The sequence below is a fragment of the Mycobacterium sp. NGS39 genome, assembly GCF_059812765.1.
The window spans coordinates 397,446-415,220 of the sequence record NZ_JCALDH010000002.1; the positions used below are offsets into that span (position 1 = coordinate 397,446).

The 17,775-nt window shown below is 67.7% G+C and carries 20 protein-coding genes; 15 read left to right on the forward strand and 5 right to left on the reverse strand.

Features of this window, described 5'->3' with window-relative positions:
- Positions 1–94: 94 nt before the first annotated feature.
- Genes nadD through AC5Y39_RS04190 form a run of 5 tightly spaced genes read left to right on the forward strand, consistent with a single transcriptional unit; the run spans position 95 to position 3,362 of the window.
- Positions 95–727 (forward strand): nicotinate-nucleotide adenylyltransferase, encoded by a 633-nt coding sequence (gene nadD, locus AC5Y39_RS04170; protein WP_500014888.1) that lies wholly within the window; start codon positions 95–97, stop codon positions 725–727.
- The gene (gene rsfS, locus AC5Y39_RS04175) at positions 724–1,092 is read left to right on the forward strand and encodes a ribosome silencing factor (RefSeq protein WP_500014886.1); all 369 of its coding nucleotides are present in this window, start codon (positions 724–726) and stop codon (positions 1,090–1,092) included. Before nadD ends, rsfS begins: the two co-directional genes overlap by 4 nt.
- Positions 1,089–1,757 (forward strand): glucosyl-3-phosphoglycerate phosphatase, encoded by a 669-nt coding sequence (gene gpgP, locus AC5Y39_RS04180; RefSeq protein WP_500014884.1) that lies wholly within the window; start codon positions 1,089–1,091, stop codon positions 1,755–1,757. Before rsfS ends, gpgP begins: the two co-directional genes overlap by 4 nt.
- Positions 1,747–2,493: a diglucosylglycerate octanoyltransferase gene (octT, locus tag AC5Y39_RS04185; RefSeq protein WP_500014883.1), complete on the forward strand. Its 747-nt coding sequence runs from the start codon at positions 1,747–1,749 to the stop codon at positions 2,491–2,493. The genes gpgP and octT overlap by 11 nt, the downstream gene beginning before the upstream one ends.
- Positions 2,494–2,498: 5 nt before the next feature.
- The gene (locus AC5Y39_RS04190; protein ID WP_500014881.1) at positions 2,499–3,362 is read left to right on the forward strand and encodes a DegV family protein; all 864 of its coding nucleotides are present in this window, start codon (positions 2,499–2,501) and stop codon (positions 3,360–3,362) included.
- Here AC5Y39_RS04190 and AC5Y39_RS04195 read toward each other — a convergent pair.
- Positions 3,340–4,395, reverse strand: coding sequence for an NAD(P)H-dependent amine dehydrogenase family protein (locus AC5Y39_RS04195; RefSeq protein ID WP_500014879.1), 1,056 nt, complete (start codon positions 4,393–4,395; stop codon positions 3,340–3,342). The genes AC5Y39_RS04190 and AC5Y39_RS04195 overlap by 23 nt on opposite strands.
- 142 nt (positions 4,396–4,537) lie before the next feature.
- On the opposite strand from AC5Y39_RS04195, the gene AC5Y39_RS04200 reads away from it, so the two are divergent.
- From AC5Y39_RS04200 to holA, 3 genes are read left to right on the forward strand one after another with little or no spacing between them, the layout of a single operon-like run.
- Positions 4,538–5,383, forward strand: coding sequence for a ComEA family DNA-binding protein (locus AC5Y39_RS04200; RefSeq protein WP_500014877.1), 846 nt, complete (start codon positions 4,538–4,540; stop codon positions 5,381–5,383).
- A gap of 12 nt (positions 5,384–5,395) precedes the next feature.
- Positions 5,396–7,045: a ComEC/Rec2 family competence protein gene (locus AC5Y39_RS04205; RefSeq protein ID WP_500015572.1), complete on the forward strand. Its 1,650-nt coding sequence runs from the start codon at positions 5,396–5,398 to the stop codon at positions 7,043–7,045.
- Entirely contained in the window at positions 6,936–7,859 is a 924-nt protein-coding gene (holA, locus tag AC5Y39_RS04210; protein WP_500015570.1) for a DNA polymerase III subunit delta, read from the forward strand. The genes AC5Y39_RS04205 and holA overlap by 110 nt, the downstream gene beginning before the upstream one ends.
- Before the next feature lie 7 nt (positions 7,860–7,866).
- On the opposite strand, the gene rpsT is transcribed toward holA, so the two are convergent.
- Positions 7,867–8,127, reverse strand: a complete 261-nt coding sequence (rpsT, locus tag AC5Y39_RS04215) for a 30S ribosomal protein S20 (protein WP_499911181.1) — start codon at positions 8,125–8,127, stop codon at positions 7,867–7,869.
- A 133-nt stretch (positions 8,128–8,260) separates the two neighbouring features.
- Between rpsT and AC5Y39_RS04220 the strand changes: the two genes are divergently transcribed.
- From AC5Y39_RS04220 to AC5Y39_RS04230, 3 genes are read left to right on the forward strand one after another with little or no spacing between them, the layout of a single operon-like run.
- The gene (locus AC5Y39_RS04220; protein ID WP_500014875.1) at positions 8,261–9,913 is read left to right on the forward strand and encodes a circularly permuted type 2 ATP-grasp protein; all 1,653 of its coding nucleotides are present in this window, start codon (positions 8,261–8,263) and stop codon (positions 9,911–9,913) included.
- 15 nt (positions 9,914–9,928) lie between these two features.
- Positions 9,929–10,906: an alpha-E domain-containing protein gene (locus AC5Y39_RS04225; protein ID WP_500014873.1), complete on the forward strand. Its 978-nt coding sequence runs from the start codon at positions 9,929–9,931 to the stop codon at positions 10,904–10,906.
- A 31-nt stretch (positions 10,907–10,937) separates the two neighbouring features.
- On the forward strand, positions 10,938–11,777 hold the full coding sequence (locus tag AC5Y39_RS04230) for a transglutaminase family protein (protein ID WP_500014871.1): 840 nt from the start codon (positions 10,938–10,940) through the stop codon (positions 11,775–11,777).
- Here the strand turns inward: AC5Y39_RS04230 and AC5Y39_RS04235 are convergent.
- On the reverse strand, positions 11,774–12,244 hold the full coding sequence (locus AC5Y39_RS04235; protein ID WP_500014869.1) for a MarR family winged helix-turn-helix transcriptional regulator: 471 nt from the start codon (positions 12,242–12,244) through the stop codon (positions 11,774–11,776). The two genes, AC5Y39_RS04230 and AC5Y39_RS04235, sit on opposite strands and share 4 nt — an antisense overlap.
- 79 nt (positions 12,245–12,323) lie before the next feature.
- Between AC5Y39_RS04235 and AC5Y39_RS04240 the strand changes: the two genes are divergently transcribed.
- Together AC5Y39_RS04240 and AC5Y39_RS04245 are read left to right on the forward strand one after the other, a co-directional pair.
- Positions 12,324–13,013 (forward strand): hypothetical protein, encoded by a 690-nt coding sequence (locus tag AC5Y39_RS04240; RefSeq protein ID WP_500014867.1) that lies wholly within the window; start codon positions 12,324–12,326, stop codon positions 13,011–13,013.
- A complete protein-coding gene (locus AC5Y39_RS04245) occupies positions 13,010–13,876 on the forward strand; it encodes a TIGR03560 family F420-dependent LLM class oxidoreductase (RefSeq protein ID WP_500014866.1) in 867 nt (288 codons plus the stop codon). The genes AC5Y39_RS04240 and AC5Y39_RS04245 overlap by 4 nt, the downstream gene beginning before the upstream one ends.
- On the opposite strand, the gene AC5Y39_RS04250 is transcribed toward AC5Y39_RS04245, so the two are convergent.
- Positions 13,869–14,711, reverse strand: a complete 843-nt coding sequence (locus AC5Y39_RS04250; protein WP_500014864.1) for a ribonuclease Z — start codon at positions 14,709–14,711, stop codon at positions 13,869–13,871. The genes AC5Y39_RS04245 and AC5Y39_RS04250 overlap by 8 nt on opposite strands.
- Positions 14,712–14,812: 101 nt before the next feature.
- Between AC5Y39_RS04250 and AC5Y39_RS04255 the strand changes: the two genes are divergently transcribed.
- Positions 14,813–15,241: a CBS domain-containing protein gene (locus AC5Y39_RS04255; protein ID WP_500015568.1), complete on the forward strand. Its 429-nt coding sequence runs from the start codon at positions 14,813–14,815 to the stop codon at positions 15,239–15,241.
- A 46-nt stretch (positions 15,242–15,287) separates the two neighbouring features.
- Here the strand turns inward: AC5Y39_RS04255 and AC5Y39_RS04260 are convergent, their stop codons facing one another.
- Complete coding sequence (locus AC5Y39_RS04260; protein ID WP_500014862.1) at positions 15,288–15,848, reverse strand: type II toxin-antitoxin system PemK/MazF family toxin; 561 nt, start codon at positions 15,846–15,848, stop codon at positions 15,288–15,290.
- A gap of 64 nt (positions 15,849–15,912) precedes the next feature.
- On the opposite strand from AC5Y39_RS04260, the gene lepA reads away from it, so the two are divergent.
- Positions 15,913–17,748: a translation elongation factor 4 gene (gene lepA / locus AC5Y39_RS04265; protein ID WP_500015566.1), complete on the forward strand. Its 1,836-nt coding sequence runs from the start codon at positions 15,913–15,915 to the stop codon at positions 17,746–17,748.
- Positions 17,749–17,775 lie beyond the last annotated feature (27 nt).

The window sequence follows — 17,775 nt, forward strand, 5'->3', positions numbered from 1 at the left end:
GTTGAGAATGCAATTGGTTTGCTACGGCAATGGCGTCCGGGCTGACGGCGCACTGCGCTCACGTCCGCCGGCCCGGCAAGTAAGCTGCCGAAACGTGGCGTCGACAGGCCCGAAGCGGCTCGGGGTGATGGGTGGGACGTTCGATCCCATCCACAACGGCCACCTCGTTGCCGCCAGTGAGGTCGCAGACCGATTCGGTCTCGACGAGGTGGTGTTCGTACCCACCGGCGAGCCGTGGCAGAAGCATGGCCGTGACGTGACGCCGGCCGAGGACCGGTACTTGATGACAGTGATCGCCACCGCCAGCAATCCGAGGTTCTGGGTCAGCCGCGTCGACATCGACCGTGGCGGGCGCACCTACACCAAAGACACGCTTCGAGACCTGCACGCCCGGTTTCCCGACACCGACCTGTACTTCATCACCGGCGCCGACGCACTGGCATCGATCTTGACCTGGCAGGACGCCGAAGAGCTGTTCTCGCTGGCACGGTTCATCGGGGTCAGCCGGCCCGGCTACGACCTCGACGGCGGTCATGTGATCGCAGCGTTCGACTCTCTGCCGTCCGAGGCGCTCACGCTTCTCGAGGTGCCGGCGCTGGCCATTTCCTCCACAGACTGCCGCGCCCGGGCGGCGGAGCACCGTCCGATCTGGTACCTCGTGCCCGACGGGGTGGTGCAGTACGTCGCCAAGCGAGGCCTGTACTCCCGCAGTGAGGGTGACTCATGACCGCAGCCCCCGAGGCCGTCGAAATGGCCACGATCGCCGCTCGCGCCGCAGCCGCCAAGCTGGCCAACAACGTGGTCGTGATCGACGTCTCCGAACAACTGGTGATCACCGACGCTTTCGTGATCGCCTCGGCGTCCAACGAACGGCAGGTCAACGCAATCGTCGACGAGGTCGAGGAGAAGATGCGCCGCGCCGGCTACAAGCCCGCCCGCCGCGAAGGTGCCCGGGAAGGTCGCTGGACACTGCTCGATTACCTCGAGGTCGTTGTGCACATCCAGCACGAGGACGAACGCGACTTCTACGCCCTCGACCGGTTGTGGGGCGACTGCCCACAGATCGGTATCGATCTGGACGGTGCGCCGTGAGGGTGCGGCGGCTGGTGATGCTGCGGCACGGACAAACCGAGTACAACGCCGGCAGCCGCATGCAAGGTCAGCTCGACACCGAACTGTCCGAGCTGGGCCGGGCGCAGGCAGCGGCGGTGGCAGAGGTGCTGGCGAAGCCTCAGCCGCTGCTCATCGTGTCCTCGGACCTTCGCCGCGCTTACGACACCGCCACCGTGCTGGCCGAGCGCACGAGCTCACCGCTGCTGGTCGACGAACGGCTGCGCGAAACGCACCTGGGCGACTGGCAGGGGATGACGCACAGCGAGGTCGACGCTGTGGCGCCGGGCGCCCGGATGCATTGGCGCGACGACGCGACGTGGGCACCGCGCGGTGGTGAGAGTCGCGTCGACGTGGCACGGCGCGGCACCCCTCTGGTCGCTGAACTTGTTGCGAAGCAACGTGATTGGGGTGTCGACGAGCCGGACCGCGCCGTGGTGCTGGTGGCTCACGGCGGGCTGATAGCCGCGTTGACGGCCCAGCTGCTCGACTTGCCCGTCGAGAATTGGCCCGCGCTGGGAGGGATGGGCAACGCCAGCTGGACGCAGCTGTCCGGGCACTCCGCCCCGGATGCCCCGTTCGAGGACATCCGGTGGCGGCTGGACGTGTGGAACGCCTCTGCCCAGGTGGCCAGCGATGTCCTCTGAACCCCTGCAGCCGCGACCTGTGTTGCTGATCTTCGCCGACTCGCTGGCCTACTATGGCCCCACCGGCGGGCTTCCCGCTGACGACCCGCGGATCTGGCCCAATCTCGTTGGCGCTCAGCTGGGTTGGGATGTCGAGCTGATCGGCCGCATCGGATGGACATGCCGCGACGTGTGGTGGGCCGCCACCCAGGACCCGCGGGCATGGGCGGCGCTGCCGCGGGCCGGAGCGGTGATCGTCGCGACGGGCGGAATGGATTCGCTTCCTTCGCCGCTGCCCACCGCGCTGCGCGAAATGATCCGCTACGTCCGCCCGTCGTGGCTGCGGCGCTGGGTGCGCGACGGCTACTGCTGGGTTCAGCCCCGGCTGTCACCGATCGCCCGCTCAGCCCTACCCCCGCACGTGTCGGTGGAATACCTCGAAATGACCCGCGGCGCCATCGATTTCAACCGCCCCGGCATCCCGATCGTCGCGTCGCTGCCGTCGGTGCACATCGCCGACACCTATGGCCGCGCCCATCACGGCCGAGAAGCCACCGCGGCAGCGATCGCCGAATGGGCCACTGAACACGGTGTCGCGATCGTCGACCTCAAGGCCGCGGTGGCCGAACATGTGCTGTCGGGCCGCGGCAATCCTGACGGCATCCACTGGAACTTCGAAGCCCATCAGGCGGTCGCGGAGTTGATGCTCAAGGCATTGGCGGAAGCCGGTGTGCCCCAAGACAACCGGCGCGGCTGACAGCAATGGCCGTGGTGGTGGTGACGGACTCGTCGTCGCTGTTGTCCGACGCCGACCGGGAACGATGGCAGATTCGGCAGGTGCCCCTTCATATCCTGTGCGACGGCGAGGATTTCCGTGACGGCGTCGACGCGATCCCTGCCGACATCCACACCCGAGCCAAGGCGACCACCGCCGGGGCCACGCCTGCGGAATTGAGCTACGCCTACCGGCAGGCGCTCGAGGAAAGTGGCGGCGACGGCGTAGTGGCGGTGCACGTGTCGGCCGCGTTGTCGTCCACGGTCACCTCAGCCGAGCAGGTGGCCCGCCAATTCAGCGGGGCCGTGCGAGTGGTGAATTCCCGGGCGGTGGCGTCGGCAACAGGTTTCGTGGCGCTGGCGGCGGCACGCGCCGCAGCTTCCGGGGCTGACCTGAATGCCGTTGAGGCGCAGGCGCTTTCGGCGGTTTCCCGAGTGCGCGGCTTCGTGGTGGTGCACCGTTTGGACAACCTGCGGCGCAGCGGTCGGATCGGCACCGCGGCGTCGTGGCTCAGCACGGCTCTGGCCATCAAACCGGTGCTCCGTATCGATCCTGACGGGCGGTTGGTGCTGGCGCAGCGAGTCCGCACGGCAAGCAAGGCGCTGGACGCTCTCGTCGGCCAGGTGGTCACGGAGGTCGGCGAGCGGCCGGTGATCGTCGCCGTGCATCACATGGACAACGTCAGCGCAGCCAATGACGTCGCACACGAATTGATCGCCCGGCTGCATCCGGCCGAGTCGCCGACTGTGACACCGATGGGCCCGGTGCTGGGAGTGCATGTCGGGGCGGGCGCGGTCGGCGTGTGCGTCGAGATCGCCGATCGAGAGCTCACACCGCCGGCCGACCGGTGATCGGTGGCAGATCGGCTAGGGTGACGATTCCGGGTTCGGCGGCAACGACTTTGGGCACGGCGTTCGTCACCGGCATCGCGGTGTAGATCATGCCTAGGCCCATGAAGCCGGGTTCCGTCCAATCCTTGGGCGGCAGACAATGGATCACGGTCCGCATGTTGGGCAGCCCGAAAACCTGTACGACGTGGCCGTGCTCGAGCGGCTTGGGCGGGGTCACGTGCGCCCCCATGATCCAGTTGAACCCGACGCTGACAATGTTGCGCTCACCGACCCAGCCGCGGTGACAACCGAACACGCCGGCGACGGTGCCTTCGGGAATCTGCATGAAGCCCAGGTCCGAGTGCCCGGTCGCGGCAGTGAACGTCACGTCGAACGTCATCCTGTCGAGCGTGACGCCCATCGCTTCGGCCATCATCGCGGCCGACTCAGCGAACACTTCGCTTTCTCTGCGCACGCTCTCGGCGAGTCCGGGCGTGTCGGGCGACTGGGAGAAACCCATCGCCTTCTGGGTCTCGGCGGACTCGTACGTCGAGCAGTCCACCGACTCGGTGATCCTGATCTCGTCGACGCGTTCACACGAGCCGCTGAGGACCATGCCCACCAGATTGCTCATCCCGGGGTGGGCGCCGCTACCGAACATCGTCGAATTGCCTTGCAGGCAAGCCCTTCTGATGCGGTCACGATCCTCGGGCGTCTGCTTTCCGCCGGTGATCCACGCCGCGCTCGAGCACACATTGATGCCCGCTTCGAGTAGCCGAACCAGCTCGTCGATGTTGGGCCACAGCGGGTTGTAGCAGCAGGCGTCGGGTTCGAGCCTGATGAGCGTCTCGATGTCGTTGGTGGCCGTGACTCCTGTCGGTTGAGGCCAGCCGCACAACTCGGCCGCGTCCTTGCCCACCTTGTCGGCTCCATGCGCATACACGCCCACGAGCTCCATGTCCGGGCGGCCGATGATCGCGTGCAGCGAGCGTCGCCCGATGTTGCCGGTGGTCCATTGGATGACGCGAACGGGGCGGCTCGGCAGGTTCGTCATGACTGCGAGTATGCGGGGTTGGTCGCGGCGATCTGCTCACAGCGCCGTGAGATTCGTCCACAGCCTGGAGTTAGTCCACAGCCCGGCGTCGTGCGGGCTCGGCGGCACGGGAAGTGTCGCCGTCGATTCCTACCGTTGCGGCATGCGAACCGAACTGCCCGCAGAGCGGCTTCACCGGCGGCTGGGTACGGCACCGGAATCCGACAGCGACGACGACGGCGCCGACGCCAATGAGTCCCTGTCGAGGTGGTTGCCGGCGGCCGCGCCGGACACCGGCCCCGCCTGGCTGGCTGCCATCAGAGCCGACCCTGGACGCGCGGGGTTGTTCGCGCTGGCGGCAGTCGGGGTGATCGCCGTGATGGTCACAGTGTTCGCGATGATGCGGGACAAGCCGCCGCCGGTCGTGTCGGCGAAACTGCCGCCGGTGCAGATGGTTTCGTCGGCCGCGCCCAAACCGAGCTCCAGTGCGCCGAGTCCCGCGCCCGACGCGCCGGCGGTCGTCAGCGTCGTGGGACTTGTGCACAAGCCGGGCCTGGTCACGCTGCAGCCCGGCGCCCGGATCGCCGATGCGGTGACAGCCGCCGGCGGCACGCTCGACGGCGCCGACCTCATCGGTCTCAACCTGGCTCAGCGGGTGACCGACGGCCAGCAGATCGTCGTCGGAATCGCGCCGGCGCCCGGCGAGCCGCGCAAGCTGGGCAGCGGCGTGACGCCCGCGTCTGGAGCATCAGCGTCGCCGAGTCCATCCAAACCAGCGAACGGGCCATCACGTGGACCGGCGAGCGGACCGTCGGCGGGGCCGGTCGACCTCAACACCGCCACGGTCGAACAACTCGACGCCCTGCCCGGGGTCGGCCCGGTGACCGCGGCGGCGATCGTGGCGTGGCGCGAGGCCAATGGGAAGTTCACCAGCGTCGACCAGTTGGGGGAGGTCGACGGCATCGGCCCTGCGCGCTTGGAGAAACTGCGGAATCTGGTGCGGGTATGAGCCGGGCCGGCGATTCGCGTGGACACTTCGCCCATCGACCTGCGGCTCGCGCCGGCGGCCTTGACGTGCTGGGCGGTGACGGCGATCGCGATCGTCTGGCGTGGTGGAAACGTTGCGGCGCTGGTGTGCACTCTTGTCGCGATCGCTGCTGCCGTGGCGGGATGGCGCGCCCGCCGCCGTGACGTCCGCCCCTCGACGGTCTCGGCGGTCGTTCTGGGCGCCGCGGTCGTCGGTGCCGGATTCAGCTGGGCGGCCGCAGTCCGGGTCGACGCGGTCGAGCACCATCCGCTCACCGAGTTGTACGGGCGATCTGCGATGGTCACCGTCACCGCCAGCGAGCAACCCCGCCCGGTGCGTGACGGCGGCCGGGTGGTCTTCCGCGGTGCCCTCAGGCGCATCGGTGCCGACGACGTGTCGGGCCGCGTCACAGTGTTCGCGTCGCCCCGCACCTTCGCCGAGGTGACCGCGGGCCGGCCGGCCAGTTTCCGCGCGGTCGTCGGGCGACCCAAGCGGCGGGACTTGAGCGTCGCGGTGCTCTCGGCGGAAGGCACGCCGACGCTGGGTGAAGCGTCGCCGGCGCAGCGTGCCGCCCACTCGGTGCGCCGGCAGTTCGCCGACGCCGCGCGGTCCCAGCTGCCGGCCGAGCAGGCCGCCGCCCTGCCCGCGCTGGTGCTCGGCGACACGTCGACGCTGCCGCCGGAGACCGTGGCGTCGTTTCGGGCCGCGGGGCTGACGCACCTGACCGCGGTGTCGGGAGCGAACGTGACAATCGTCTGCGGCGCGGTTCTCCTCCTGGCCAGGCTCGTCGGGCCGCGGGCGGCCGTCGCGCTGGCGGCAGTCGCGCTCGTGGGCTTTGTGGTCGTGGTGCAGCCGTCCGCCAGCGTGCTGCGTGCGGCAGTGATGGGCGCGATCGGGCTGCTCGGCGTGCTCACCCACCGGCGGCGCCACGCGATGCCCGCGCTGTCGGCGACCGTGATCGTGCTGATGGTCGCGGCGCCGGAGATGGCGGTCGACCTGGGCTTCGCGCTGTCAGTGTCGGCAACCGCGGCGCTGATCGTCATCGCGCCGGTGTGGTCTCGGCGGCTTGTCGCCAGAGGCTGCCCGAAGCTGCTGGCCGACGCATTGTGCGTCGCGACGGCCGCGCAGCTGGTGACTGCCCCGCTGATCGCCGCGATCAGCGGCCGGGTCAGCGCCATATCGGTGCTCGCCAACATCGCGGTCACCGCCGTGATCCCACCGATCACGCTCGCCGGTACCGCCGCCGCCGTGTTAGCCGTTGTGTGGCCCGGCGCAGCGCAGCTGCTGGTCCGGTTCACCGGGCCTGAATTGTGGTGGCTGCTCAGCGTCGCGCGGTGGGCCGGCGGGCTGCCGGGCGCGACGGTAGACGTGCCCTCTCAACTGCCCGGCGCGGTCGTCGTCGCCGTGGGCGCGCTCGGGGCGGTGGTCTTGTGGTGGCTCGTCGCACGGTGGAAGCGGGGGTGTCGGGCGGCCGTGGCACGATCGTCGAGTGAGCGTGCGACCCGGTCTGCATCTGGTGCTGGGGGACGAAGAACTGCTCGTCGAGCGGGCGATCGCGGCGGTGCTGCGGGAGGTCCGCGCCCAGGCCGGCACGGCCGAGGTGCCGGAAAGCCGGCTGCGCGCCGGGGAGGTCACCACCAGTGAACTGGCGGAGTTGCTCAGCCCGTCGCTGTTCGCCGACGAACGGGTGGTCGTCCTCGAGGCCGCGGCCGAGGCGGGCAAGGACGCGGTGACGCTGATCGCGAACGCCGCGGCCGAGCTGCCCGCCGGCACCGTTCTTGTCGTCGTTCACTCCGGGGGTGGCCGTGCCAAGGCGCTGGCGGACCAGCTGCGCAAACTCGGCGCCGTGGTGCACCCGTGCGCGCGGATCACCAAGGCAGGCGAGCGCGTCGACTTCGTCCGCCGCGAATTCCGCGCCCAACGGGTCGACGCCGACGACGACGTGGTCGCCGCAATCATCGACGCGGTGGGCTCTGACCTGCGCGAGCTCGCCGCGGCCTGCTCGCAGCTGATCGCCGACACCGGCGGTGACGTCGACGTGGCCGCCGTGCGCCGCTACTACAGCGGCCGGGCTGAAGTGAAGGGCTTCGACATCGCAGACAAGGCGGTGGTCGGTGACGTGGCCGGGGCGGTCGAGGCGCTGCGCTGGGCGATGATCCGCGGTGAACCTCGGGTCGTGCTCGCTGACGCCTTGGCCGAGGCGGTGCACTGCATCGCCCGGGTGGGGCCGCTGTCCGGTGATCCGTTCCGGCTGGCCGGCGAGCTCGGGATGCCGCCGTGGCGGGTGAAGAAGGCGCAGCGGCAGGCTCGCGGATGGTCGACGGAATCCGTCGCCGAAGCGTTGCAACTGGTCGCCGCGCTGAACGCGGACGTCAAGGGAGCGGCGGCTGACGCCGACTACGTGTTGGAAGCTGCGACTCGGCGCGTCGCCGAGCTGGCGCGGCCGGCGCGCCGCTGACGCCGATTCAGAGCTTGTTCAGCGCCAACGAGAGCGCCGACTTGCGGTTGGCGGCCTGATTCTTGTGGATGACGCCCTTGCTGGCGGCCTTGTCCAGCTTGCGGCTGGCGGCGCGGGCCAGCTCGGTGGCCTTGTCCTTGTCACCGGCCTCGGCAGCCTCCCGGAACGCACGGATCGCCGTGTGAAGCGAGGACTTCACCGACTTGTTGCGCAGTCTGCGGCGCTCATTGGTGCGATTGCGCTTCTCCTGCGACTTGATGTTGGCCACGCGTGAGTTCCTTCGTATTCCTAGAGTCTGGATGTGCCGCCGAGCCGGCAGCGAGAGCCCAGAATATCAGCCAGCGCACGTCCACAACAAAGCGCGGGGCGCTGGCCTGCGAAAACGACGGGAGTGCGGCAGCATGTCAAAGGTGAGCACTGTGCCGACGAAGGAGAGGACAAGCACCAACGGGCACGCCGCCCGCACCCAGTCGGCGAAGAGATTCGAAGGGATCTTCCAGGGCTACCGCAAACGCGGACCGTACGCGGCGGCGTTCGACGAGATGTTCGACAGCAGCGGCGCCGTGCGGGCGCCCTACCGCGGCATCTACGCCGAGCTCGCGCCGTCGGACGCATCGGAACTGGCTGCGCGCTCTGAGGCGCTCGGCCGGGCGTTCATCGACCAGGGCATCACCTTCTCTTTGTCCGGCCAGGAGCGGCCGTTTCCGCTCGATCTCGTTCCGCGCGTCATCTCCGCCGCCGAGTGGTCCCGGCTGGAGCGCGGCATCACTCAGCGCGTCAAGGCGTTGGAGCTCTACCTCGACGACATCTACGGCGAGCAGAACATTCTGCGCGACGGGGTGATGCCGCGCCGGCTCGTCACGTCGTGCAAACACTTTCACCGTGAGGCCGCGGGCATCAACCCGCCCAACGGGGTGCGCATCCACGTCGCCGGCATCGACCTGGTGCGCGACGAGACGGGTACCTTCCGCGTGCTCGAAGACAACCTGCGCTCGCCGTCCGGGGTGTCCTACGTGATGGAGAACCGCCGCACGATGGCCCGGGTGTTCCCAAAGTTGTTCGCTACCAACAGGGTTCGCTCTGTCGGTGATTACTCGTCACATCTGCTGCGGGCATTGCGCAAGTCCGCCGCCACCAACGAAGCCGACCCGACGATCGTCGTGCTCACCCCCGGCGTCTACAACTCCGCCTACTTCGAGCACTCGCTGCTGGCCCGGCAGATGGGCGTCGAACTCGTCGAAGGCCGCGACCTGTTCTGCCGTGACAACCAGGTCTACATGCGCACCACCGAAGGCGAGCGGCAGGTCGACGTCATCTACCGGCGCATCGACGACGACTTCCTCGACCCGATGCAGTTCCGGCCCGACTCGGTGCTGGGTGTCGCCGGACTGCTCAACGCCGCACGCGCCGGCAACGTGGCGATCTCCAGCGCGGTGGGCAACGGCGTGGGCGACGACAAGCTCATCTACACCTACGTGCCCACGATCATCGAGTACTACCTCGGCGAAAAACCGTTGCTGGCCAACGTCGACACGTACCGATGTTGGCTCGACGACGAACGTGAAGAGGTGCTCGACCGCATCCACGAGCTCGTGGTCAAACCCGTCGAGGGGTCGGGCGGTTACGGGATCGTGTTCGGCCCAGACGCGACCGAGCGTGAGCTCGCCGCAGCGGCGAAGAAGATCCGCAACGACCCGCGCGGCTGGATCGCCCAGCCCGTCGTGCAGCTGTCGACGGTGCCCACCCAGGTCGGCGATCACCTCGCGCCACGGCATGTGGACCTGCGCCCGTTCGCGGTCAACGACGGCGACGACGTCTGGGTGCTGCCGGGCGGGCTGACCCGCGTTGCGCTCACCGAAGGGTCGCTGGTGGTGAACTCCAGCCAGGGCGGCGGTTCCAAGGACACCTGGGTGCTGGCCTCACGCGCATCCGGCGCCGACCGTGAATTGGCCGCCGCGGAAGTGCTGCGCAAGCTGCCGCGCGACGCTCAGGTGCCGTCACCCACGGAGATGGGGCCCGGCCTCACGTCGTCGCAACAGCAGCAGCAGCAATAGCGGGAGGAGCCAGTCATGTTGGCGCGCAACGCCGAAGCCCTGTACTGGATCGGCCGCTATGTCGAACGCGCCGACGACACCGCCCGTATCCTCGACGTCACCGTGCATCAGCTGCTCGAGGACTCCAGCGTCGATCCAGACCACACCTCGCGCGTTCTGTTGCGGGTTCTGGGCGTCAACCCGCCCGATGCGCCGCTCAACGTCTGGTCGCTCACCGACCTCGTCGCGTTCACTCGCAATCTCGAAGGTGGCTGCTCGATCGTCGACGCGATCTCGGCCGCGCGCGAGAACGCCCGGTCCGCGCGTGAGGTGACCTCGACAGAGCTTTGGGAATGCCTCAACTCCACCTACAACGCGTTGCCGGAACGTGAGCGTGCGGCGAAACGCCTTGGGCCGCACGAGTTTTTCTCGTTCGTAGAGGGACGCGCCGCAATGTTCGCCGGGCTTGCCGACTCGACGCTGTCCCGCGACGACGGCTACCGGTTCATGGTGCTGGGCCGGGCCATCGAACGCGTCGACATGACGGTGCGGTTGCTGCTGTCGCGGGTGGGCGACAGCGCAGACTCGCCGGCGTGGGTCACGCTGCTGCGCTCAGCCGGCGCCCACGACACCTATCTGCGGACCTACCGCGGCGTGCTCGACGCCAGCCGGGTGGTCGAATTCATGCTGCTGGACCGGCTTTTCCCCCGGTCGGTGTTCTTCTCGCTGAAGCTGGCCGAGCACAATCTCGACGAACTCGACCACCGCCCGCACAGTCGGGTGGGCGCGACGGCAGAGGCTCAGCGGCTGCTCGGCCGGGCCCGAAGCGAGCTGGAGTTCCTGCGGCCCGGCGTGCTCCTCGACTCGCTGGAAGAACGCCTCGCAGGGCTGCAGAAGACCTGCCGCGAGCTCGGAGAAGCGTTGGCGCTGCAGTACTTTCACGCCGCACCGTGGGTCGCGTGGAGCGACGCGGGCCGCAACGGTGCGCTGGTGATCGAAGACGGGGAAATCTAGCGATGAGCGCTGTGGCGAAGAGGAGCGGCTGATGTGGCGGCTTCGGGTGGTGCACTCGACCGGTTATGCGTACAAGTCACCGGCCACCGCGTCGTTCAACGAGGCCCGGCTGACCCCACGATCCGACAACCGGCAGAACGTGATCCTCAGCCGCGTCGAAACCGTCCCTGCGACTAGGTCGTACCGCTACATCGACTACTGGGGAACCGCGGTGACGGCGTTCGATCTGCACGCGCCGCACACCGAGCTCGAGGTCACCGCGTCGAGTGTCGTCGAAACCGACAAGGCCGAGCCGCCGTCGGAGAAGGTCACCTGGGACGAGCTCAGAAGCGAGGCGGTGATCGACAGATTCGACGAAGTGCTCAGCCCGACGCGTTACACCCCGAGAAGCAAACGGCTGCAGCGGGTAGGGGAGCGGATCGCCAAGTATCACGATCCGCAGGAAGCGGTGATCGCCGCAGCGGAGTGGGTGCAAAGCGAGCTCGACTACGTCGCGGGCAGCACTGGTGTGCATTCGTCGGCGCTCGACGCGCTGCGCGAAGGCAAAGGGGTGTGCCAGGATTTCGCGCATCTGACACTAGTCTTGTTGCGCAGCATGGGAATTCCGTCCCGTTACGTCTCCGGTTATCTGCATCCGCGCCGCAAGGCAACCGTCGGCGACACGGTCGACGGGCAGAGTCACGCCTGGATCCAGGCGTGGACCGGCGTCTGGTGGAACTTCGACCCCACCAACGACAAGGAGATCAACGAGCAGTACGTGACCGTCGGGGTGGGCCGTGACTACGCCGACGTCACTCCACTCAAAGGCATCTACTCCGGCGGCGGGTCCACCGACCTCGACGTCGTGGTCGAAATCACCAGGCTGGCCTAGCGGCCGATGCGCCGGTACCCGGGATGCACACCCGGCTGTAAGCCCTGCTGTTCGGCGAGCGCAACCAGCAGCTCGCGCAGCTGCGTCCGCTGCGACTCGTCGAGGCCTCGAGTGATCGCACGCTCATGCTGGCCGATGACTCGGGAAAGCTTCTGCAGCACCTCTTTTCCCGCGGCCGTGAGGTACAGCGCGTATTGCCGACGGTCGTCGGGGTTGGGGCGGCGCTCGACATAGCCCTGATCCTGGAGCTGGTCGACGAACGAGACCACCCGGCTAGGCAGCATTTGCAGCTGAGTGCTGAGAGCTTGCTGGCTCCGGCCGGGGGCAGCCGCGATCGCCCTCAGGATGCCGACTTGTGGCGGTGTCAAGTCGAGCGCCGCGGCGCGCTTGCTGAACTGTTCGGCAGCGTGCGCGCCCAACTGCGCGAGCAGGAACGCCACGCCGCCGTGATCACTGGCCGACGACATGCAGTCGATATTACATCAGCAAAATCATTCACTCGCTGAACGTTGCATATCTCGCACAATTGCGCCTATCGTTCAGAGCATGAGCGATTCAGCTCGATCCCGGTCGCCAGAAGGCGGCCCGCCGTTGGCGGTGCTGGCGGCCATATCATTCGTGCTCTTGGTCGGCGGCATCGCCATCGCCGTTGCGCTAGCCGGCGTGCCGCCGTCGCCGTTCGCGGCGGGCGCCTCGGTCAGCGACTTCTTCAGTACACATCGCAGTGCCGCGCAGGCAGCCGCGATGGGCGTCTGCGGTTCCTCGGTGACATTGGCCGTTTACGCCGCGACGGCCAGTGCCCGCTTGCGCCACTTGGGGGTCACTGCCGCTGGCGCGACGATCGCGCTGGCGGGCGGAATCCTGGGCGCCGGGGCACTCGGTCTTTCCGGCCTGGTGCTGTGGCTGCTGTCCCGCCGCGAGGTGAGCGCCGAGGAGCCGCTGGGGCGAACGGTCTACTACCTCGTGTTCCTCACCGGCGGACCGGCACACGTGGTACTGCTCGGCCTGCTCGTCGCCGGCATCGCGGTTCCCAGTCTGATCCTGGGCCTGCTGCCCAGAGCGGTGGCCTGGACAGGGCTCGTCATCGCTTCGGTGGCCGTGGTCACCGCGCTGGTGCTGGTATGGCCCCCGCTCATGGTTCTCTTGCCGATTGCGCGCATTCCCGGGCTGGTGTGGCTGATCGCCGCCGGCGGGCTGCTGCCGCTGCGGCGCCCTCACAGGACGGTCGCGTCGTGAAACTCAGCGTGAGCCTTACCAGCTACTCGTGGCCGGTCGTGGCAATCCGCGAACAGATCGCCGCACTGGCACAACGCCTCGACGACACCGCGGTGGACACGCTGTGGGTTGCCGACCATCTCATACAAGCCGACCCGGCCGCCGATCCGGGCGATCCGATGCTCGAGGCGTACACCACCCTGGGATTCCTGGCGGGCCAGACCACGCGGCTGCGGCTTGGCACGCTGGTCACGGCGGTGACGTTCCGTGCGCCGGCACTACTGGTCAAGGCCGCCACCACACTCGACGTGCTGTCGGGCGGCCGCATGTGGCTCGGCATCGGCGCCGGCTACAACCAGGACGAGGCCCGGGCGATGGGTCTTCACCTGCCTGCCACAGCGGTGCGGTTCGAATGGCTGACGGACTTGCTGCAACTCGCCTCTCACATGTGGCGGGGAAACGAGTCGGCGTTTCACGGCCGCCACGTGCAGGCAGAGCATCCGGTCGGACAACCGCAGCCGGTGAACGGACGCCTTCCGATCCTCGTCGGCGGGGCGGGGGAGCAACAAACGTTGCGGTTGGTCGCCGAATATGCCGACGCGTGCAACCTGTTCGACGTCGCCGACGGCGGTCAGACGCTGCGGCGCAAAGTCGATGTGCTGCAAGACCATTGCGCTCAGGCTGGTCGTCCGTATGAGCAAATCGAGCGCACGGTCACCACTGCATTCGACGGCGACACCGTCCAGTCGCTGGTCGATCGCTGCCGCCACCTCCACACGCTCGGCATGCAACACGCCGTGCTGATCACCCGTGGTCGCCCTTGGACTCTCGCGGATTGCGATGTCGTGGCAGCGGCGGCGGAGCAATTGGCGACCGTCAGTTAGGGGCGCTCACGTCCACGCGATGCAGATCCGGGCCCATCTCGATTCGCCCGTCGAACGCCGACGCCGCCTTGGCGCGCCAGTCGTCTTCCTGCCCGGGCGCCAGCGGCGGCACGTAGTGGGTGAGCACCAGGGTCCCGACCCCGGCCCGGGCTGCGGTGGCGGCGGCCTCTTCCACCGAAGAGTGGTAGTCGCAGATGTCGCGAATTCGCTGCTGCGCAACGCCTTCCAGCAGATCCTTGCGAATCGCCGTGTGTACCAATGCATCTGCACCTGATGCCAGCTCGTCGAGGGTGGCGCACGGCACGGTGTCGCCGGCCAGCACCACCGAAGTGCGTTCATAGCTGATGCGGAACGCGATCGTCGGCATTACCGGCCGATGATCGGTGGGCGCCACGGTGAGGCGCACGCCATCGCGGTCCCACACCAGACCCTCGACGTGCTCGCGCACGTCGACGCCCGGCGGTTCGGTGAGGTCGGCGTGGTGGGCGATGCGGTAACCGATGTCCGGGCCGAACGCCTTGAGGATCGCGTCCACGACGTCGGCGGTGCCCGGCGGTCCGATGATCGGCAACGGCGCCGGATCAGAGGCGAACGTCGTCACCCACCGTGTGATCAGCACGTCGCCGAGATCGGTGATGTGGTCGCTGTGCAGATGGGTCAGCAGCAATGCACTCAGCCCGTTCGCCTGGACACCGACGGCCGCCGCCCGTTGCAGCACACCGCGCCCGCAGTCGACGAGCATCGTGTGACCGCCTGCGCGAACGAGTGTCGACGGGCCTGCCCGGTGCGGATCGGGAACCGGGCTGCCGGTGCCGAGCAGGACGACCTCGATCATCTGCCAGGTATGACATACCGGCGTTACGAAGTCGAGGCTTTCGCACCCCGGCACTTCGCCCGTAGCCTAATGTGAATCACGTCACAGATGTGGAGGCGGCGATGCGGATCGCGGATGTGCTGCGGAGCAAGGGCTCCGCGGTGGCCACTATCAATCCCGACAGCACGGTCAGCGAGCTCTTGGCCGGGCTGGCGCAGTTGAACATCGGCGCCATGGTCGTCGTCGACGGCGACGATGTGCTGGGCATCGTGTCGGAGCGCGACGTCGTGCGTAAGCTTCATGAGCGCGGCAACGACCTTCTGGGACAACCAGTTTCAGAGATCATGACCAGCGTGGTGGTGACGTGCACACCGCACGACGCCGTCGACTCGCTGACCGTGTTGATGACCGAGAACCGGGTACGGCATGTGCCGGTGATCGACGACGGCCAGCTGGCCGGGATTGTCAGCATCGGTGACGTGGTGAAGACCCGCATGGACGAACTGAACGCCGAGCGCGAGCAGCTGCAGACCTACATCACCCGCGGATGACCACCGGCGTCCGGCCCGCGCCCAAGGCCGACGCCGGTGAAAAAGGCTAGCTCCAGGAGTATTCGGCCCGCAGCCGCGCGGCCACCCGCTCGAACGTCTCGCGCGCCAGGATGGCGCCCTCGCGGCGGATGCCTTCCTCGGGGACGTCGAGCACCCGGTCCAGCCGCACCCAGCTGGGCCGGCCGTCGTGATCCCAACTGCCCGGGCCGATGCCGATCCAATTCGGATCGTCGGCGTGATGCTCCTGGCTGGACAGCATTAGGCCCAGCAGCGTGGAGCGGTCACGGCCAACCACCAGCACCGGCCGGTCCTTGCCCTTCGACGGGTCGTCCTCGTAGACCACCCAGGTCCAGACGATCTCGCCGGGGTCCGCTCGGCCGTCCAGACTCGGGGAGTAGACGATCTTGCGGGCCCGGTAGGCGGTGGGCACGCTGTTTTTGGTCACCGGCCGCCCAGCGGTGATCTCTCGCACCGGCTCCGGCCCGCGAGCGAGCATGTCCAGGCCGATGCGAAGGCCTTGGGAGATCACTCGGGGGCCCTCGTTGAATACGAAACTTTCAAGCCGTCGCTGAAAGGTTTTCTGCAACGTCTTCCATGCCGACGCCATGGTTCCGAGGATAGCCAGGCGCAGCGATACCCTGGAGCGAGCCCGTTGACGCCTTCACCAGGAGATTCCCATCACTAGCTTCGCCGACCAGACGTTCACCGCGCCGGCGCAGATTCGGAACTTCTGCATCATCGCCCACATCGACCACGGCAAGTCCACGCTGGCCGACCGGATGCTGCAGCTCACCGGTGTGGTCGACGAACGCTCGATGCGCGCACAGTACCTGGACCGCATGGACATCGAGCGCGAACGCGGCATCACGATCAAGGCCCAGAACGTGCGCCTGCCGTGGCGGCTCGATGACGACGACTACGTGCTGCATCTGATCGACACCCCGGGCCACGTCGACTTCACCTACGAGGTGTCGCGCGCGCTGGAGGCCTGCGAGGGTGCGGTGCTGCTGGTCGACGCCGCCCAGGGCATCGAGGCGCAGACGCTGGCCAACCTGTACCTGGCGCTGGACCGCGACCTGGTGATCATCCCGGTGCTCAACAAGATCGACCTGCCGGCCGCCGATCCGGACCGCTACGCCGCCGAGATCGCCCACATCATCGGCTGTGAGCCCGCCGATGTGTTGCGAGTGTCGGGCAAGACCGGGGAGGGGGTGGCTCATCTGCTCGACGAGGTGGTGCGCCAGGTGCCCGCCCCGACCGGGGATCCCGACGCGCCGACGCGGGCGATGATCTTCGACTCCGTCTACGACACCTATCGCGGTGTGGTCACCTACGTACGCGTCGTCGACGGCAAGATCGTCCCCCGCGAGCGGATCAGGATGATGTCGACCGGTGCCACCCACGAATTGCTGGAAGTCGGCATCGTGTCGCCCGAACCCAAACCGGCCGACGGTCTGGGTGTCGGAGAAGTGGGCTACCTGATCACCGGAGTGAAAGACGTGCGCCAGTCCAAAGTGGGCGACACGGTCACGACGGCGCGCCACGGCGCCACGGCGGCGCTCACCGGTTACCGCGAGCCCAAGCCGATGGTCTATTCGGGGCTGTATCCGGTCGACGGCTCCGACTATCCGGATCTGCGCGATGCGCTGGATCGCTTGCAGCTCAACGACGCTGCGCTCACCTACGAGCCGGAGACGTCGGTGGCGCTCGGATTCGGTTTCCGCTGCGGCTTTTTGGGCCTGCTGCACATGGAGATCACCCGTGAACGGCTGGAGCGCGAGTTCGACCTGGACCTGATCTCGACGTCGCCGAATGTGGTGTACCGGGTGGTGAAAGACGACGGCACCGAGATAGTCGTCACGAATCCGTCGGATTGGCCGGAAGGCAAGATCCGCACCGTCTACGAACCGGTGGTCAAGACGACGATCATCGCCCCCAGCGAGTTCATCGGCACCATCATGGAGCTGTGTCAGTCGCGCCGTGGGGAACTCGGCGGCATGGATTACCTCTCGCCGGAGCGGGTGGAACTGCGCTACACGATGCCCCTGGGCGAGATCATCTTCGACTTCTTCGACGCGCTGAAGTCGCGCACCCGCGGCTACGCCAGCCTGGATTACGAGGAGGCCGGCGAACAGGAAGCCGACTTGGTCAAGGTCGACATCTTGTTGCAGGGCGAGGCCGTGGACGCGTTCAGCGCAATCGTGCATCGCGACGAGGCCGCCGAGTACGGCCGCAAAATGACCGGCAAGCTCAAGGAGCTGATTCCCCGGCAGCAGTTCGAGGTGCCGGTGCAGGCGGCGATCGGCTCGAAAATCATTGCGCGCGAGAACATTCGGGCAATCCGCAAGGATGTTCTGTCGAAGTGCTATGGCGGCGACATCACGCGCAAGCGCAAGCTGCTGGAGAAGCAGAAAGAGGGCAAGAAGCGGATGAAAACCATTGGTCGCGTGGACGTTCCGCAGGAAGCTTTCGTCGCTGCGCTGTCCACCGAGCAGCCCAAGAAATAGCGCGACCAGACAGAGAATCGCATTCCC

Excerpts from the sequence above, each read along its gene's own strand:
- AC5Y39_RS04260 (WP_500014862.1), bottom strand. The coding sequence starts at position 15,848 with ATGGCGTCGGCATGGAAGACGTTGCAGAAAACCTTTCAGCGACGGCTT.
- AC5Y39_RS04195 (WP_500014879.1), bottom strand. The coding sequence starts at position 4,395 with ATGACGAACCTGCCGAGCCGCCCCGTTCGCGTCATCCAATGGACCACC.
- AC5Y39_RS04255 (WP_500015568.1), top strand. The coding sequence starts at position 14,813 with ATGCGGATCGCGGATGTGCTGCGGAGCAAGGGCTCCGCGGTGGCCACT.
- AC5Y39_RS04230 (WP_500014871.1), top strand. The coding sequence starts at position 10,938 with ATGTGGCGGCTTCGGGTGGTGCACTCGACCGGTTATGCGTACAAGTCA.
- AC5Y39_RS04200 (WP_500014877.1), top strand. The coding sequence starts at position 4,538 with ATGCGAACCGAACTGCCCGCAGAGCGGCTTCACCGGCGGCTGGGTACG.
- AC5Y39_RS04240 (WP_500014867.1), top strand. The coding sequence starts at position 12,324 with ATGAGCGATTCAGCTCGATCCCGGTCGCCAGAAGGCGGCCCGCCGTTG.
- AC5Y39_RS04225 (WP_500014873.1), top strand. The coding sequence starts at position 9,929 with ATGTTGGCGCGCAACGCCGAAGCCCTGTACTGGATCGGCCGCTATGTC.
- rsfS (WP_500014886.1), top strand. The coding sequence starts at position 724 with ATGACCGCAGCCCCCGAGGCCGTCGAAATGGCCACGATCGCCGCTCGC.
- AC5Y39_RS04250 (WP_500014864.1), bottom strand. The coding sequence starts at position 14,711 with ATGATCGAGGTCGTCCTGCTCGGCACCGGCAGCCCGGTTCCCGATCCG.
- AC5Y39_RS04220 (WP_500014875.1), top strand. The coding sequence starts at position 8,261 with ATGTCAAAGGTGAGCACTGTGCCGACGAAGGAGAGGACAAGCACCAAC.
- AC5Y39_RS04190 (WP_500014881.1), top strand. The coding sequence starts at position 2,499 with ATGGCCGTGGTGGTGGTGACGGACTCGTCGTCGCTGTTGTCCGACGCC.
- octT (WP_500014883.1), top strand. The coding sequence starts at position 1,747 with ATGTCCTCTGAACCCCTGCAGCCGCGACCTGTGTTGCTGATCTTCGCC.
- AC5Y39_RS04235 (WP_500014869.1), bottom strand. The coding sequence starts at position 12,244 with ATGTCGTCGGCCAGTGATCACGGCGGCGTGGCGTTCCTGCTCGCGCAG.